Origin of the sequence: Methanosarcina barkeri 3, assembly GCF_000970305.1 — an archaeon.
Lineage (GTDB): Archaea > Halobacteriota > Methanosarcinia > Methanosarcinales > Methanosarcinaceae > Methanosarcina > Methanosarcina barkeri_A.
Genome location: NZ_CP009517.1, coordinates 992612 through 1008209 on the forward strand (window position 1 = coordinate 992612; position 15598 = coordinate 1008209).

Here is a 15598-nt window from a genome sequence, read left to right on the forward strand (position 1 = left end):
TTGTAATTATACAGTTAGTGTATTGATAGTATTAATATATAATCGTTAATTTTATAATGTGAGTTTTTATAACCTATTATTATTTACTTTTTATATTGCTCTGTTTTCCTTTGTCGTAAGGATATATAAAAAACTTCATCGTATGAATATAACGAATTATTGTACTGCTATTCAGGGTTTCATAACTGTAAAGCATTGTTTGTATTATTAAAGAGCGCTTTTATTACTGTAAAGAGCCATTATATGATAATTAAAATCATATTATTTTGTAAACCGCATAGAGGAAAACTGTATGACTCATGATTATATGCTAATTCTTGGATCGAATGTGTATGCAGATCCGGTATACAGGTTGTCATACAAACCCGATCAAAATAACGACGACAGGGTACCTTTATTCACTCTGGAAAACTGTGATGGCGTCTTGGTTCTAACGACCGAGATTCGGGATGAAAACTCCAATCTCATAGCAAAAATCGATAAAAATGAGTTTATCCAGCTTAATGAAAACTTTGAGGCAGAGGGAAAAATCGAGGCTGGAAGTGGCTTTACACTGACGCGAAAAGAAGATAGAACTGTTATTTTTAATGTCAGAGTTACAGAAGACAGATACGTAATAGTAACAGGAACTTTTTATGTAAAAGATAAGAAAATCCGTATAACTGACAGTAGCGTGGAAATAAACGACGTATCTCGAAAAAGCATAAACGGTGTGGATATGCGTGATGCCATTTTTGTCGGGACTTGCGGTATTACGTTAACCAATGACGGGATAATAATTTAAAGCTCAACCAATTAGTTTTTTGTTACCAGTTAGTTTTTCGTTACCAGTTAGTTTTTCGTTTATTCCATTTTTCTTGTTGTCTCTATATCCGGTTAATATTATTCTCAAACACTCGTAAAGTAGTTCTCAGTTCTTTTTTGTTCCGACCTTCAGCTCAACTGGAGCTTGCCTGCATACCTTGCACAAAAACACAATCATTTTTCACACTGAATATTTAATCGTGGTAATATCAACCATGTAACACCAGACGACCTAAAAAATTTTAAAAAAAATACTTTTTCAGATTTTATCCCCAAAAGTGCATTTTCAGGGATATTATTCAGGGTCACATTGGTGTCTTCCACAGTAAGTTAACTGGAAGCTTTGCCAAGTAAAAAAATGGATGGAATTGTGTGAGGACTTAAAAATCAGGTTTTTACTTAAATATCAAGTTTTTACTTAAATATCAGGCTTTTTATTGAAGCATTATAGAGCTCTTTATGTTATATTACTCCAAGCTGCATGAGCCGGGCAACGGATATCAGTATGATTCCTGTTGTCAGCCTTATTTCCACTCTCCACCTTTCCCTGAACTCGGTGACTTTATTCGGGCTGAGTCCGAAGGCAAGGAGGAGACCAAGAACTATTACAGGAAGCAGGAGCCCTAGATTGTAAATACCCATATATAATGTTCCCCTGACAATATCGGTTTTTGTTGCCAGGATGCTCAGGAGTGAGAGAAAGATAGCTCCTACACAGGGGGCTTTGACCAAGGAGAACATACTTCCAGAAAGGAAGGACAGTAATACCAGGTTATTCTGATCCATTTTGCCCATAAAGTTTTTTAAAGGTTTAGGAGTCCTGAAAGTAGTTTTTGCATGCTTTTTCAGCCAGTAAGCATCAAAAATATGCCAGAGGCCGAGCAGGAAAATAATCAGGACTGAAGCTTCTATAAAACTTCCCTGAATGTCAGGCAGGAGATTAACAACAATGAGGATGCCCGTTCCGGCAAGCATATACATGGTAAAGATTCCTGCCGAAAAACCGAGTGTGATTTTGAGCATTTCTTTTCTTCTTCCATGCTTGACAAGCGTAACTGAAGCGAGAAAAGCCATTACCGCAAGGAGGCAGGGATTAAAACCTGCAAGGATGCCTGCCACCAGAAGTAAGAAAGGACTGATTTTTTCGAAATGCTTGTTTTTTCCATCTCGAGCTCCTGTTAAGGGGAGAGAAAGATCCTCGGTAAGAAAAGTAGAAGGCATCTGAGTTTCTGTTAGAAAAAATCTTGATGTGTTTATACATACTCCATAAAAACAGTCTGTTGTTCGGCCTCCAGATACCGCAGATGAAACTAAGGATGCAGGGCTCAACAACAAAAAAATGCAGGCCAGCAAAAAAATTCCTTTGTTTGCAAACAATTTACGCTCATTTTTCTTTTTCATATACTCTTCCATAACTATTTTGTAAAGAAAGCTTAAACATACGGAACCTACGGATACATAATCTCGAGTAAGGTTCAAATTTTTACTCGTTTTAAGGTCTGTTCTTATGGAAGGAAAGAGACCGTATCCAGATTGAGCTTTCATTCTTTAATTTTCCTCTTTTTATAGTGAAAAAAATATGTATTGATAACAATTATTTCTTTCGATTTTACTAATTAATGTGTTACTTTTAGTTTTAATTCATCTATCCCTATATTAATTTTTGTTAAAATATCATCGACTTTACAGGACCCCATACCTCATATCCTTATGAAAAACTCAGTTTTATATAAGCATTTGGAAAATAAAATACCAATAGAAAAAATAGACTGTATAACGGCAAAAGAAAGTAAAATTCTAACACAAAAGAAAAACGAAAGAGAAACATGAAATATAACATAAAAAAAGCAAAGAAGAGTATAACACAAAAGAAAAGCAAAGAAGAGTATAACACAAAAGAAAAGCAAAGAAGAGTATAACACAAAAGAAAATATAATTAATAATAAAAGTTAGTAGAATTATAACTATAATAGTAAGAAAAGTGAAAAGAGTAGAAACAGAACCTGTAATAATTAAGAATAAGTCCTGTCAGCTTCCCTTGATTTTTTTTATTTCAAATCTCAATTTTCGTAAATTTCAGTTCTCAGTTTTTTATTCGGATTTTTATTTGGATTTCTCAACAGTTATTGAGTAGTCGAAACTGTTTGTGTTTTTCGGAAGAATTGTAAATTTCCAGTTTCCGATTGCTCCAGTTGCTTTATACGTTTCGGTATGTTTCCTGATATCAGTCTGATAGCTTGAACTGTTTCCCATCGCCCACATTGGGAAGATATACCCTTGAGAATCTACTGTCCCACTCTCAGCAACTTTCACAAGGGTTAGATTAACAGGGTTGGAGTTGCACGTCAGGTTTATTTCAAAGCTTGGCTCTTCTTTTTCAGGGAAAATACGCAAAGGTGTATCCTGGTCAGAAGTTTCGGCCGAAACTTCAATTGTTATCATGTCGTCAGTTTTAGTATTAAAAGTTTTTATATAAGGGACTGTGGGCTGTTTATCAATCGTAAAGCTCAAGCTTACTTGAGGGATAGATCCGTCATTCTCTTTCCCATCAGCGTTCATTTCGATATAAGCATCATAAGTTCCGCTTGCATCCTTCGGGACTGGTACCTTAATGGTCATATCAGCAATTTCACCGGCTTTTATGGTTGAGGGTGCAGAGATCTCTATTGTATCATCACCAAAAACTGGTTCATCAAATGAATAGTCATAAATCTTGTAGCTCATTACTTTCGGATCGATTGTAATATCTTTCCCTGCCACGTTTTTAATTTTTATGGTGTATACATATTCTTTTCCGGGCTCAACAATATCAGAAACATAACTTGTTTGAAGCTCAAGCTTCGGATTGACAGGTACTGAGACACAAAGGTTCACTGCATTAACATACATAGGATTACTATATTCCCCAGCAGATACAGAATCACTATATCCCCCAGCAGATACAGAATCACTATATCCCCCAGTAGATACAGAATCACTATATCCCCCAGTAGATACAGAATCACTATATCCCCCAATAGATACAGAATCACTATATCCTTTAGCAGATTCCTGAATATATACAGGAATATCGTATTCTTCTGGATAAGTATCATTTGTGAAGGCTATCTGGGCCTCATACTCTCCACTTTCGGCATCTTCAGGAACACTTACCTCAATGGTAAAGTTCTGCTCGACACCAGGATTTACCGTTGCATTTTCAGGTAAAATCGTAACCCAGCTTTCATTTAAAACATTATAGTAATCATCAGGTGGAGCTACAACTTTCGGGACTATATTGAATGTTTCGTTACCTCTGTTCCTGAAACTGACATTGAAAGTTTCATTTTCACCCTGCGTAAGGTATATCGAGAGATAGGCAGGTTTTATATCATGTACAGTGTAATTTTCGTAAATTTTTTCCGGTCCAGGAACTATAGGAATTATGTTACTTCCGTAAGTTCCGTTTTCATAGGTAACTGTTCCGTTAAGCTCTTCTGACTGAGCAAATGCAGCCGGTAACAGTATCAAGCAAAGCAATAAACTAAAAAACTGGGATGCTGCCTTCAATGCTGTACTTTTACTCATGTTTCTGGCTCCTTTCTTGTGAATTATACTTTCTAACCAATGCACTGGCTTCAATCTCCTGCAAACTGGCTGTGTAAGACTCTGCTTCTTAAACTATAATTTTAATAAATTCTAGAGAATGAATATTTTTAGGATGTAATAACTTTTCTAGATGTCCCTCTATAAAATACTTATGGAATTTTCAAATTTTTGTAAAGATCACAATGGAGCTCATAAACAGAACTGAATTAGCTTTTTAAATGTTCTTAGTCTAAAATAAGAAAAATAGATTTAAAAACTTCTCCAAAGAATAGCTTTAAATATTTTCAGTAAGTGAAAAAGTATAAAAAGGATTTGCTTAAATACAAACTCTTTTGTTAAATAGATAAAACTCCAGTAAATACCTTCAGATGGAAGTTCGCTGGCAAATGTCTATTTGCAGATGTTTACTGGCAGACATTTACTGACAGATATTTTCCAAATGTCTCCATGTAAAAAATTACCTATCTTAATTTCTCCTAAGTTAAAACTGCCTTTATGTGTAGTAATTTTTATCCAAATTATTACATAATTTGTTTGTTTCAAGAGGAAAACTTTTTGCAAGGCTATATTACTTTCGGACACTATTATATATCGGCCTGCCCGTACTCAAGAAAATAAGCGTATGCCTGCTTTTTCAGGGTTACTTTCGGGAATTTTCTCTCTTTTTTTCCAGAAGTCCCCATAACTTCTCACACTCACTGGCTGTAAGCCCGATTTGATTAAGAAGGTATTCTTCCGTTTTCTGAGTCTTTACCGTGCCTTTTATCAAATGGCTTATTGTATCCCTATGATGTCCTGTTATTCGTTCAATACTTCTTATTCCGTTTTTTTCAATAAATAGCCGATATATTAGTCTTATCTCATATGCGGAAAGATGCTTGCGATAAACAGAAGTACCTTTTGTATCCATGAAAAACTTTCCACAATGTTTACAGTAGTACCGCTGGTGTCCGGTTTTATACTTTCCCCGCTTTATAATAGCTTTCCCTTCAGTCCTGAGATAATATTCACATTCAGGATTTGGGCAAACAGTCTCATTTTGGTTTTCAACTAACATAATATAATCAATAAGTTGTAACTTCAATAATATATTTATTTTGCTCAGTTCAATTTTAAACGCTTTGTTTTAGATCGATTCATGAGCATAAAGACAAACGTTATTTAAAATTCATTATCAGGTTGACCTATACAATAATACAAATAAAATCCATCATATTTATTATTTATGAGAACAGATACAAAAATGTGAAACTCTTCCTGCAAAATTTAAATTTATCCATGAGCTTTGATTACTAAAAGTGTTTCGGATTATACAAAGACATATTCTACTTTTAATGATTTGACAATAAAATATAAGCTTTAAAAGTTCCACTGCTCATAGTTGTCCATACTTAAGTCTAATATTTTAATACCTGAGTTCTTTTAATACCTGAGTTCTTTTAATACCTGAGTTTGATTATTACCTTCATATAAACGTCTGCATGTTGAGAAAATTGCCTGTATGTGGCTGGAATGTCCTCAATGAAAATCCTGTGACTTACTACAGAATCTGGTTTTGCCAGACCGAAAGTGTCACATCCCTTAACATTAAAATTGCCTTCTTCATTTAGGTCTGGTCTATTCCAATTATTAACCTTTTTTATAACTCTCCAAAGGATAGTATATCTGCTTTTTTTGTATGTTTACTAACTCCGCTTGGGTCGCTCATGGAAAGATCGATAGGTATGGCATCTGTATTTCTGGCAAGTTTTGGTTTTTCCTGAATACTTTACGCATTTTTTATGTTGTTTAATATATAAGAAGTCTAAAAATAGGAGAATGATTTTTATTCATTAAAAAGTTCTGACAAACTCTTTACTACTTTCACGTAAGGATATCGAGAAAACTCAGTTTCTGTTGTTGTTCCTGTGATGACTGCTGCAAAATCGACATTTGCTGCCAGAGCCGTTTTAGCGTCTATCAGACTATCTCCAATGTATAGCACATTATCAAGTTGTTCGTTAAGGCTGTCAATAGCAAGCAGTAATCCTTCAGGAGACGGTTTGGGGACTTTAACATCCTCTCCTCCAACAATAATATCTATTAAATCCAGGACACCGTGCATGTTCAAAGACTCAACTATTCTAAAATGATATTTTGTGGTTACTATGCCTGTATTGAGCCCGTTTTGTTTTAATCTCTCTAACGTGGTTACTGTATCGGCATATAGCATGGTTTCTCTGGACATTACCTCATTAGCCTTTTCCCGAAAAAAACTGAGAAAACGATTTATCAAAACTTCATTTTCGTTATTGGTTAGCTGAATAAATGCTTTATCGAGTGGTAATCCGACGGTTCTTCTTATACTTTCACGGTCAGAGGAGGGAATGCCCAGTTTACTGAAGGCGTAGTTAAAACTTGACACAATGCCATTCGTTGCATCGGCCAATGTGTAATCAAAGTCAAAAATAATAGTGCTATGTTTCATATCTATCGCCTTGAGTCTGCTATTGACATAGAATTCTGCAATATTGACATAAGGTCCTGCGGTACTGGCATAATATCTTTTCGCCCAAAAACAAAGGTTTTTTATTTATCCTTTACATTTGCATGCTTTATATTTTTAAAATTAAAAAACACAAAATACAGAGTAAATATTCTTCTTAAAGGCATTTATTAAAGGTGTTTTTGTCGTAACTATTCAACAAAAAAATAAAAACTCATATAAAGGATGATTTAATTAGAATTCATTCAGCTTTTAATGAGTCAATTCCAGAGTTTGAAGTTTTTGGAGGATATTATTCTGAATATATTCCTTCTGCACTATTCAGGATAAAAGTGCTTGACAAATTAATATATTGTAAACAATCACTAGTTACGTAGCTTACGATTGATCAGAACTTACCGCCAATATGAAATATATATGGTCATATTAAAAACATATAGAATTATTAAAAGCAAACAGTATTATTAAAAGCATATAATCCTCATTGAAAACTTGATCTTATGGTTTGAAGTTCCAGATCAAAATTACTAGTGTTGATTCTACAGTAAAGTGTCGTATAAAATCGATTACAACTATACAGAATCGTTCAATACTTGAGGATTGACGCGACACTAGATGATATTGTGTCAAAATTCCTATCAAAAATAAGATGTAAACCAGGTATGAATAAGACGATTAAGAAACTAAAATCAAAAGAAGTATACACATTAAGAGTAACACGAAACAAACTGGATGTTCATCATAGATTCAAATAAGTGTAAGCCTTTTATAAGTATTTTATATAATGATCTAAAAGATTTTAGCTGAAATTAACATAATAATATACTTAGATCTAACTATTTAATACTATTCAACTATTCAGTATTATTTAACTACACAGTATTATTCAACAACTTAGTATAATTAAACTACTTAGTATAGTTTAACTACTTAATATTATTTAACTACTTAATATTATTTAGAAAAATTAATATGAATATCTATTATTGATAATCTGCCGAGGGAAAGTTGATTGACAAACGATTCAAACAAAAACTGGACTAAAGTCTGTGGATTTTTACTGGCAGTCTTTGTCATACTAACTTTGATATTAGGAGTAAAAATGTCAGGTATGAGATCTCCCGACTATCAGCATGGCTATGAAGATGGCTACCGAGACAGCTATCAGAGTGCTTTCAATAGTAACTATTATGATGTCAAAAGCGGTTTAGGCGATAATAGTAGTTATAACGAAGGTTACATACATGGCTATGACGAAGGTTATCCCGATGGTCAACTAGACCTCGGAGCCCATGAGGGACATGGAACTGGCCAGGCTCTTGAAACCAGTCAGGCTCTTGAAACCAGTCAAGCTCTCGAAACCAGCCAGGCTCTTGAAACCAGCCAGAATAACGAAACTAGCAAGAACAATGAAACCAGTAAAGATAATGAGACAAGCCATGACAGTGAAACCAGCTCTAGTAGTGAAACAAAGCAGGGTCGCCAAATTAGCTTCAAGAGTGAAAGTTAAGGCAATTGGCATTCTAGAATCCGAAAATGGGCATTCCTATACTTTTTCCTGACTTTTGCATTGATTTCACTACTTAAAGCAGTGCAGCTAGCAAGACTAACAGGAGATTTCCCAAACACTTAGAAAAATTTATCAATACGACTCCACTAATCATCTTTCATGCCTGTGGAAGCAAGAGAAATCTCAGTAACTGGAAAAGAGGACTGCGGAATTGTTGATATTACCGAAGTAATCTCAGAAGAAGTCAGAAAATCAACAATAAGAAATGGAACGGTTACAATCTTTTGTATTGGTTCAACCGGTGCAATAACTACAATGGAATTTGAGCCCAATCTCTCAAAAGATGTCTCTGAAACGCTTAATCAGCTAATCCCTCTTGACAGGGACTATCACCATCACAAAACCTGGGGAGATTATAATGGAGGCTCACATCTAAGAGCTATGCTCATCGGCCCAAGCCTTACAATACCTTTTATTGAAAGAAATCTTACTCTTGGAACCTGGCAACAGATTGTGTATATTAACTTTGACAGAATTGAAAAGGTAAGAAGAATCCTACTGCAGATTCTTGGAGACTTTTAAACAGCTTTATTTCCTAAAAAAGAACTTTTAAGAACTGTGTTTTATAACAGTTTTTCCAAAAAAACTATTTCACTTAGTATTTATTTATCTATTTATTTATTTACTTATTTATTTATTTACTTATTTATTTACTTATTTATTTATTTACTTATTTATTTATTTACTTATTTATTTACTTATTTATTTACTTATTTATTTATTTATTTATTTATTTATTTACTTAAGATCAGATTTTTCTTAATCCCACTATTCTTCTTATAATCCTGCATATCTTTCCAGACTGATGAGAACAACGGAAGAGATTGCAATTCCCATGCAATTGTCCAGCATCACTGAAGATATGATCCCTATTACTTTCCCTGCCTGCATAATAGGAGAACCGCTATCTCCCGGTTCCGGCATATCAAGGCATCGAAAGCCCAGGTAAAGCAGTGAAACTCCAGCGTTAACTACTCTGCACCGGATAATATGTGTATCATTGACAAGGAAAGCTTCCTCCAGTTCAGCTGCACTGCCAATCTCGGTAATTTTAACCATACATTCAGGAGGAAGCTTTATGAGAGCCAGATCGAAATCTTTCAAAACTCTTGTAACAGTAAGTCTCATTCCGTCAACTATCAGAGAGTCTCTTTCCCCCTTAAATATGTGAGAAACCGTGACCATATAAGGCAACTCTTTGAGTAAAATAACAGCACCAACAATACAGCGTTTTCCCATATAGAAAAAAGAACTGCCTGCTTTTATCATAAGTCTTCATCATAAACTTTGATTTTTAAGTACCTCAAATTTAGAACTATTTTCATGATCAGAAACCAATTTATTATTCAGAATATAAGAGTTAGAGAATATATTTTGAATTTTTGGACAACCGAATAATTAATACAATTAATTTGAATATAAATTTGATAGAATAATAATTTAGTAGTAAAATAGCTAAATTATTATAAATATTAGAATAATTTGCATGGTCATCTGTTAAGGAATATTCCTGTTTGAAAACTATCGATTTTGCACCAGAAGCCTGCCTTATATTTTTGCCTCTTTACATGAAATCGATACATGTTCCAATCTATAAAATATTAAAATTTTCAATAATTGTTGAGAGAGCAGAGAAATTTAGTACAATTCCTCACTTGAAGACACATGGAATCATTTGTTATCGTAACTGCAGTATTGGATTTTTGCAAATTATCTCTACACTTATACGCAATGTTTGTCCCTTGATAACACGGAAAAGAGATAATATAATGGTTTAATGTGCTGGTTTTAGTATACTGATTTTTTATAAAATCATGAATCATAACAAGTTGATAGTTTGAAAATCCAGTTTTGAGAGAACAAAATTATACTCTGCAAATAAAAAGTTAACTTTGGATTACAGCAAATTCGCGACACTGTCGAATTTTATAATAAATTTCGTTCCTTTATCCCTTTTCAGCTCAATTTCACCTTCTAACTGGTCAACAAGAATGCATACAAGCTGAAGACCAAGTGTTTCTGTATTTTCAAAATCGATATCCTGGGGGATACCAATTCCGTTGTCTGAGACTATAAGAGTATACCTGCTGCCCCTGCTGCCTTTTTCGGGAAGCTCTTCTTCATTGTTTAGCTTATCTCCAGCCTCCTGACTAAAGAGCTTTATCTGAATTTTTCCGTCGTTCCTACCTGGAAATGCATATTTTAAGGAATTGGAAATAAGTTCGTTAACAATTAGCCCTAAAGGAACTGCAGTATCCATATCAAAGAAAACGTTTTCCTCAAGGTCCAGACTTAAGCTAATACTGGAATCTCCAAGTGTATAAGTGTGGAAGAGATTTTTAATCAGTCTTTCCAGATAAGGCGAAAAATTTAATGTATCGATTTCTCCACCTTCGTGCAGCTCCTCATGAATAAGCGCCATAGAAAGGACCCGGTCCTGACTAACCCTGAAAGCCTCAAGGATTTCCAAGTCCTTAACGTATCCTCGGTTATTGAATTTTTCAGCCTGAAGATCAAGCAAGGACGAGATTACCTGCAGATTATTTTTAATTCTATGATGGATTTCCTTTTTACGCGCAGTCTCGATATTTGCAAGAATCTCTTCATTCTTCTTCTGTTCAGTCAGGTCTGTGACCACGAGACACCAGGATTTTGGAAACTCGCCTGTCTCCAACAAGCTGATTGAAAGATATACAGGCAAAGATCTGCCACCCTCAACCTGGAGATTAATTTCCTCTTTACCCGTTTCATGCTCCAGGAGTACTTTAAAGGTGATTGCGCTCTCAGGCGCAATAAACTGATAGATAGATGTGCCTACTATGGCAGGTAAAGGTATCCCCAGGAGTTCTGCAAAATGACGATTGCAGTAGAGGATGGTGCCGTCACAGGCAAGGGTAGCAGTGCCTTCGTTCATCGTTTCCACCAGGACGCGGTAAGCATAGTCAGCGCTATCCAGGGTGAAGACCATTTTTCCTTCTGGTCCGGGTATTACCAGGGCATCCAGATCCCCCTCGCTAATGGCACGCCTGAGTTCTTCAGCTTCTGTCAGACTTGCTCTCAGGCTTTCTACCTCACTTTTTAAGGCGTGGTTTTCATCTAATAGCACCTTATATGATACTGATTCCTGATCTTTTTCTGCTTTAGAACTCATGTGTTACACTGCCCTTCCAAAGATCTGTTATTTTTTATCGGCTTTGAACTTAAGATCCATTCCAACCAGAACCCTTTCAGTATCCGCCATACTACCTATGAGCTTTCTTAAAGGCGGAGGAAGCTCTTTAATCAGGGTCGGAGCAGCCACTATCTGCCCGTCTTTGGCAAAAATAGGATATTGATAAATATCAATGACCTCAAGCTGGTATCTGCCTGGCAGGTATTCTTCACATATTCGCTTGATATTCTCGATCGCCTGCACCGATTTGGGCCCCATTCCCGCAACATAGAGATGCAGAATGTATTTTCCTTCTTCATTTCTGGTCAGGGCTTCCTCAAAAGCAGTTGTAGAGTCTTTGACATCCGACGTCTTGTTTTCTTCTTTACGGGTCATTGCTGTCCCCTCTCAGAAAGCAGGTCCAGTCCTACCAGCACGCGCTCAGTGTTCGAGAGGTCACCAATGATCTTTTTTATTGGCGGAGGAAGCTTTCTTACTAGCGTTGGTACAGCCAGTATCTGGTCACCCTTTGCTAGCTGTGGATTTTCAAGAAGGTCTATAATCTCAATCCTGTACCTGCCGCCGAGATATTCCTCGCAGATTTTCTTTAAATTGGCAAAGGCTGCCAGGCTTTTCTTGGTTTGTCCGGCCACATATAATCTCAGAATGTAAATTTCCTTGTCAGGCACAGTACTGGACTCGATAGAATGAGTCCCTTCATAATCTTGTGCTGCTTCTTTCATTAAATATACACCACTTAAGCCTGAGAAAACTATCCCTTCCCAAACCGGCTCTTTCCATATAACTTTTGGAATCTATAGATTATAATTATACAGTCAAGGAACAAAAATCTTCACTTACTCAGCCTCTATTTTCCCAGCCTCTATCTCCCCAGCCCTCCCCACCTCTTTTGAGACAGCTACTTCATGAGTAACGGCCAAACAGATTCGGGATCGGGTTTTGACCCCTTACTTCCTCTTATAAGATCTTTCTATTTTCCAGTTTTCGGATAAGATTTTTTGGCTGAACTCTTCTCGATTGAGTTTTTCTCTGCTATTTTTTCTCAGTTGAGGTCTTCTAGAGAGCTTTTCTAATCACAACCCCACAGAATTAGAAATATGCAAGTTCGGTTCTCAGTAGAGATTTGCGCTGTTCATACAGGTTTGTCGGCCTTTCTTATACGGGCCATCTCACTTTTCTCCTTAGCTATTACCTCACTCCTGAGTTCGTCCTCGGAGGTTAGCTTATTCAACTCTTCTTTTTGCATTTCAAACTCCGAGATCAATGCTGTTATCTGAGCATCCAAAGTTTTAAGCTTGCTCTCCAGCTCCCTTTTCTTCCGCGATGTATTCTGGCTTTGAACCACAGCCTCAGCCATTTCCCTTGCTTCCTGGGCTGCCCTTGACGAGCCCATAAGCAGGCTTCCTGAAGGCCCGAGGTACACGTCTTCAATTTTCACACCATGATCAGTGAGCAAGTACTCTCGGATCTGGTTTGAATGCGCCATACCCCTGGACTTGATTACCGAGATGCCACGATTGCGTTCGTTGCTATTCTCAAAAAAGCGGAGGTTAATCCATGCATCTATAAGAGAAGATATACCCTGGGCGTTCGAGCCCTCCATGCTCTCATGCTCTACCAGGCTTGTGCACACGGCTGTAATATTCTTGAGCTTTAAGTAATCAATGAGCTTTGTAAGCGTGAACTTGACATCGATCTCGGTGCCGACGTTGGTAAGGTTGGATATGGGATCAATTATCACCATAGAAGGCTCGAACTTATCTATGAGCCTGCGCATCATTATCAGATGCATTTCCAGGCCGTAAGCCATGGGACGCGAGGCGTTAATTTGCATAAGTCCGGCGTCAATATAAGGCTGAAGTTCTATGCCTATAGATCTCATATTCCTTACGATCTGGTCTGGCGATTCCTCGAAGGCAAAGTATATGCAGCGTTCTTTTCTTTCGCAGGCAGCTCTTCCAAACTCGGCTGCAAAGCTGGTCTTGCCTGTGCCTGCAGTTCCGGAAATAAGGATAGAGCTTCCACGGTAGTAGCCTTTACCTCCAAACATCATATCCAGGCGCTCTATGCCTGTTGATAACCTCTCTACAGATGTCTTATGTTCCAGGCTCAGTGAAGTAATGGGCATGACCGAGATTCCGTCTTCTTCTATCAGGAAGGGATACTCATTTGTGCCGTGTTTCGAGCCTCTATACTTAATGATCCTCAGGTACCTGGTGGCTATCTGTTCATTCATTCTATTATCGAGGAGAATGACGCAGTCTGCAACGTACTCTTCAAGCCCGTATTTAGTAAGAGATGATTCTCCTCGTTCACCTGTAACTATGGCAGTAACGCCCTTATCCTTCAGCCAGCTAAAGAGCCTGCGTAGTTCGGAACGCAGTATGGCTTCGTTCTGGAACCCTGAAAAGAGAACTTCTAACGTATCCAGAGCTACACGCTTGGCACCTATGGAATCTATAGCAAGCCCGAGTCTTATGAACAGACCTTCAAGGTCATATTCGCCGGTTTCCTCATACTCGCTCTTATCAATATGGACATAATCAACTACCAGCTTGTTTTCTGCTTCCAGGCAGTCCAGATCAAATCCCAGGGAGGCAAAATTCTTGACAAGCTCTTCTTCAGTCTCCTCAAACGCCATGAAAACGCCAGGCTCTCCGTATTTCCTGGCTCCCTCTATCAGAAATTCCATTGCCAGGAGGGTTTTTCCTGAACCAGCACTTCCACATACCAGAGTTGGCCGGCTCTTAGGCAATCCGCCATAGGTAATTTCATCCAGACCGGCTATGCCTGTTGGGGTTTTCTCCAAACTTTTTTCCTTTAAAGTAGTGTTCAAAGTCGTATTCCTCTCTTCTATTTTTTAATGCCCTATTTAACTCAGGAATTTACTGGGCTTTTGTTCGTTCTTCATATTTTCTCTCATCAAGCTTCAGTTAAGTTTATTCAGTCAACACATTCATTTCCTTCTCAATTTAGCTAATTTCTCCCTATTCAGCCAGTTTCTCCCCAATTCAGCTAGCTCCTCCCAATTCCACCAGCTTCTTCCTAATTCATTCAATTGTACACCAATTTATTGATCAGTTTTCAACCGATTCCTGATAAATTGAATAAACCTTATTTTCTATTCCCTTGCACATTAGAGAGTTTAGAAAATCTCTTAACTTGTCCTTTACCCAATTAAATCTCTCAAGCTCATGAATAGTCTTTTGAGATATGTTTTGAGAAGGTTTTTTAAGGTCTTGAAAGCAATTCTGCTCCTTTTCTCTCTAAATTTGTATGATTATAGTGAAAGCACTTTTTTCCAGCTCTGTCCTTGAGTAAGGTTGAGTTAGGAAGGAATATATTCATCAAATTTATCTGGTAGAATTGTAGAATATGATCCCCAAAAAACATTGAATAATTCAATACCAGAATTATAAACTTCTAAATTTATATTCAATCAACATTTTCTCCGACTACTGAACACAATTTAGAGGAGTTTTAGAGATTAATTAGAGTTAATTTTAGAGATTATATTAGTTTGTATGGATGATTTTTGTTTTTAAAATGAAAGCTATCAAAAAGTCTTATCACACTATGCAGGATTGTTTGCTATATTTTAAAAAGAATTCGCCTGCATATAATGATTCAGTATCATATAGTAAATTTAGTATATATTAACTTACCTCATCTAAGTATGCTTAGTTAAGCAAAACCTGTACCAATACACGCAAATGCACACAGAACTCCATCGTTAATTTTCTGAGTTCGAATAAGCTTTCATGTAATGGATTTCTGTAGAGTAAGACAACATACTATTAAATTCCATAAATGGGCAGTAGTGCAATGTTTTTCTTTTGAATTTCTAAAAGTTTGCTAACTTAAAGGTAACATATCATGAAATATTAAGAAACATTTTATTGATTGTAAGTTGGGACAAGATATTGCTTTCATGTAAATAGGCCAAAACTTAAGGCAGGCTTATAATGCAAAATCGATA

12 protein-coding genes are annotated in these 15598 nt (G+C 36.5%); 3 read left to right on the forward strand and 9 right to left on the reverse strand.

Translation table 11 applies throughout. The annotated features are described in order from the left end of the window. Window positions 1-292: 292 nt before the first annotated feature. Window positions 293-784: a hypothetical protein gene (locus MSBR3_RS04030; RefSeq protein WP_048106606.1), complete on the forward strand. Its 492-nt coding sequence runs from the start codon at window positions 293-295 to the stop codon at window positions 782-784. A gap of 482 nt (window positions 785-1266) precedes the next feature. On the opposite strand, the gene MSBR3_RS04035 is transcribed toward MSBR3_RS04030, so the two are convergent. From MSBR3_RS04035 to MSBR3_RS04050, 4 genes are all read right to left on the reverse strand, one after another. After that, window positions 1267-2349, reverse strand: a complete 1083-nt coding sequence (locus MSBR3_RS04035; protein WP_230627767.1) for a cytochrome c biogenesis CcdA family protein — start codon at window positions 2347-2349, stop codon at window positions 1267-1269. A 558-nt stretch (window positions 2350-2907) separates the two neighbouring features. Next, window positions 2908-4371: a COG1470 family protein gene (locus tag MSBR3_RS04040; RefSeq protein WP_048106608.1), complete on the reverse strand. Its 1464-nt coding sequence runs from the start codon at window positions 4369-4371 to the stop codon at window positions 2908-2910. Window positions 4372-5032: 661 nt separating this feature from the next. Next, entirely contained in the window at window positions 5033-5449 is a 417-nt protein-coding gene (locus MSBR3_RS04045; RefSeq protein WP_048106609.1) for an IS1/IS1595 family N-terminal zinc-binding domain-containing protein, read from the reverse strand. 768 nt (window positions 5450-6217) lie between these two features. Then, entirely contained in the window at window positions 6218-6859 is a 642-nt protein-coding gene (locus MSBR3_RS04050) for an HAD family hydrolase (RefSeq protein ID WP_048106612.1), read from the reverse strand. A gap of 1120 nt (window positions 6860-7979) precedes the next feature. Between MSBR3_RS04050 and MSBR3_RS04055 the strand changes: the two genes are divergently transcribed. Next, window positions 7980-8387 (forward strand): hypothetical protein, encoded by a 408-nt coding sequence (locus MSBR3_RS04055; protein WP_155396718.1) that lies wholly within the window; start codon window positions 7980-7982, stop codon window positions 8385-8387. 159 nt (window positions 8388-8546) lie between these two features. After that, window positions 8547-8969: a secondary thiamine-phosphate synthase enzyme YjbQ gene (locus MSBR3_RS04060; protein ID WP_048106616.1), complete on the forward strand. Its 423-nt coding sequence runs from the start codon at window positions 8547-8549 to the stop codon at window positions 8967-8969. Window positions 8970-9224: 255 nt separating this feature from the next. Here MSBR3_RS04060 and MSBR3_RS04065 read toward each other — a convergent pair whose 3' ends face one another. From MSBR3_RS04065 to kaiC, 5 genes are all read right to left on the reverse strand, one after another. Next, window positions 9225-9716 carry a trypsin-like serine peptidase gene (locus MSBR3_RS04065; RefSeq protein WP_048106618.1) on the reverse strand — a complete coding sequence of 164 codons (492 nt, stop codon included), beginning with the start codon at window positions 9714-9716 and terminating at the stop codon, window positions 9225-9227. 628 nt (window positions 9717-10344) lie between these two features. Next, on the reverse strand, window positions 10345-11598 hold the full coding sequence (locus MSBR3_RS04070; RefSeq protein ID WP_052723271.1) for a histidine kinase dimerization/phosphoacceptor domain -containing protein: 1254 nt from the start codon (window positions 11596-11598) through the stop codon (window positions 10345-10347). A 27-nt stretch (window positions 11599-11625) separates the two neighbouring features. Further along, entirely contained in the window at window positions 11626-11994 is a 369-nt protein-coding gene (locus MSBR3_RS04075; protein ID WP_048106620.1) for a circadian clock KaiB family protein, read from the reverse strand. Then, the gene (gene kaiB, locus MSBR3_RS04080; protein WP_048106622.1) at window positions 11991-12341 is read right to left on the reverse strand and encodes a circadian clock protein KaiB; all 351 of its coding nucleotides are present in this window, start codon (window positions 12339-12341) and stop codon (window positions 11991-11993) included. Before kaiB ends, MSBR3_RS04075 begins: the two co-directional genes overlap by 4 nt. Before the next feature lie 410 nt (window positions 12342-12751). Next, window positions 12752-14455: a circadian clock protein KaiC gene (kaiC, locus tag MSBR3_RS04085; RefSeq protein WP_048106624.1), complete on the reverse strand. Its 1704-nt coding sequence runs from the start codon at window positions 14453-14455 to the stop codon at window positions 12752-12754. Window positions 14456-15598: the final 1143 nt, after the last annotated feature.

What these genes read in the sequence shown, in the direction of transcription:
- MSBR3_RS04030 (WP_048106606.1), top strand. Translation starts at nt 293, where the DNA reads ATGACTCATGATTATATGCTAATTCTTGGATCGAATGTGTATGCAGAT.
- MSBR3_RS04035 (WP_230627767.1), bottom strand. Translation starts at nt 2,349, where the DNA reads ATGAAAGCTCAATCTGGATACGGTCTCTTTCCTTCCATAAGAACAGAC.
- MSBR3_RS04040 (WP_048106608.1), bottom strand. Translation starts at nt 4,371, where the DNA reads ATGAGTAAAAGTACAGCATTGAAGGCAGCATCCCAGTTTTTTAGTTTA.
- MSBR3_RS04045 (WP_048106609.1), bottom strand. Translation starts at nt 5,449, where the DNA reads ATGTTAGTTGAAAACCAAAATGAGACTGTTTGCCCAAATCCTGAATGT.
- MSBR3_RS04050 (WP_048106612.1), bottom strand. Translation starts at nt 6,859, where the DNA reads ATGAAACATAGCACTATTATTTTTGACTTTGATTACACATTGGCCGAT.
- MSBR3_RS04055 (WP_155396718.1), top strand. Translation starts at nt 7,980, where the DNA reads ATGTCAGGTATGAGATCTCCCGACTATCAGCATGGCTATGAAGATGGC.
- MSBR3_RS04060 (WP_048106616.1), top strand. Translation starts at nt 8,547, where the DNA reads ATGCCTGTGGAAGCAAGAGAAATCTCAGTAACTGGAAAAGAGGACTGC.
- MSBR3_RS04065 (WP_048106618.1), bottom strand. Translation starts at nt 9,716, where the DNA reads ATGATAAAAGCAGGCAGTTCTTTTTTCTATATGGGAAAACGCTGTATT.
- MSBR3_RS04070 (WP_052723271.1), bottom strand. Translation starts at nt 11,598, where the DNA reads ATGAGTTCTAAAGCAGAAAAAGATCAGGAATCAGTATCATATAAGGTG.
- MSBR3_RS04075 (WP_048106620.1), bottom strand. Translation starts at nt 11,994, where the DNA reads ATGACCCGTAAAGAAGAAAACAAGACGTCGGATGTCAAAGACTCTACA.
- kaiB (WP_048106622.1), bottom strand. Translation starts at nt 12,341, where the DNA reads ATGAAAGAAGCAGCACAAGATTATGAAGGGACTCATTCTATCGAGTCC.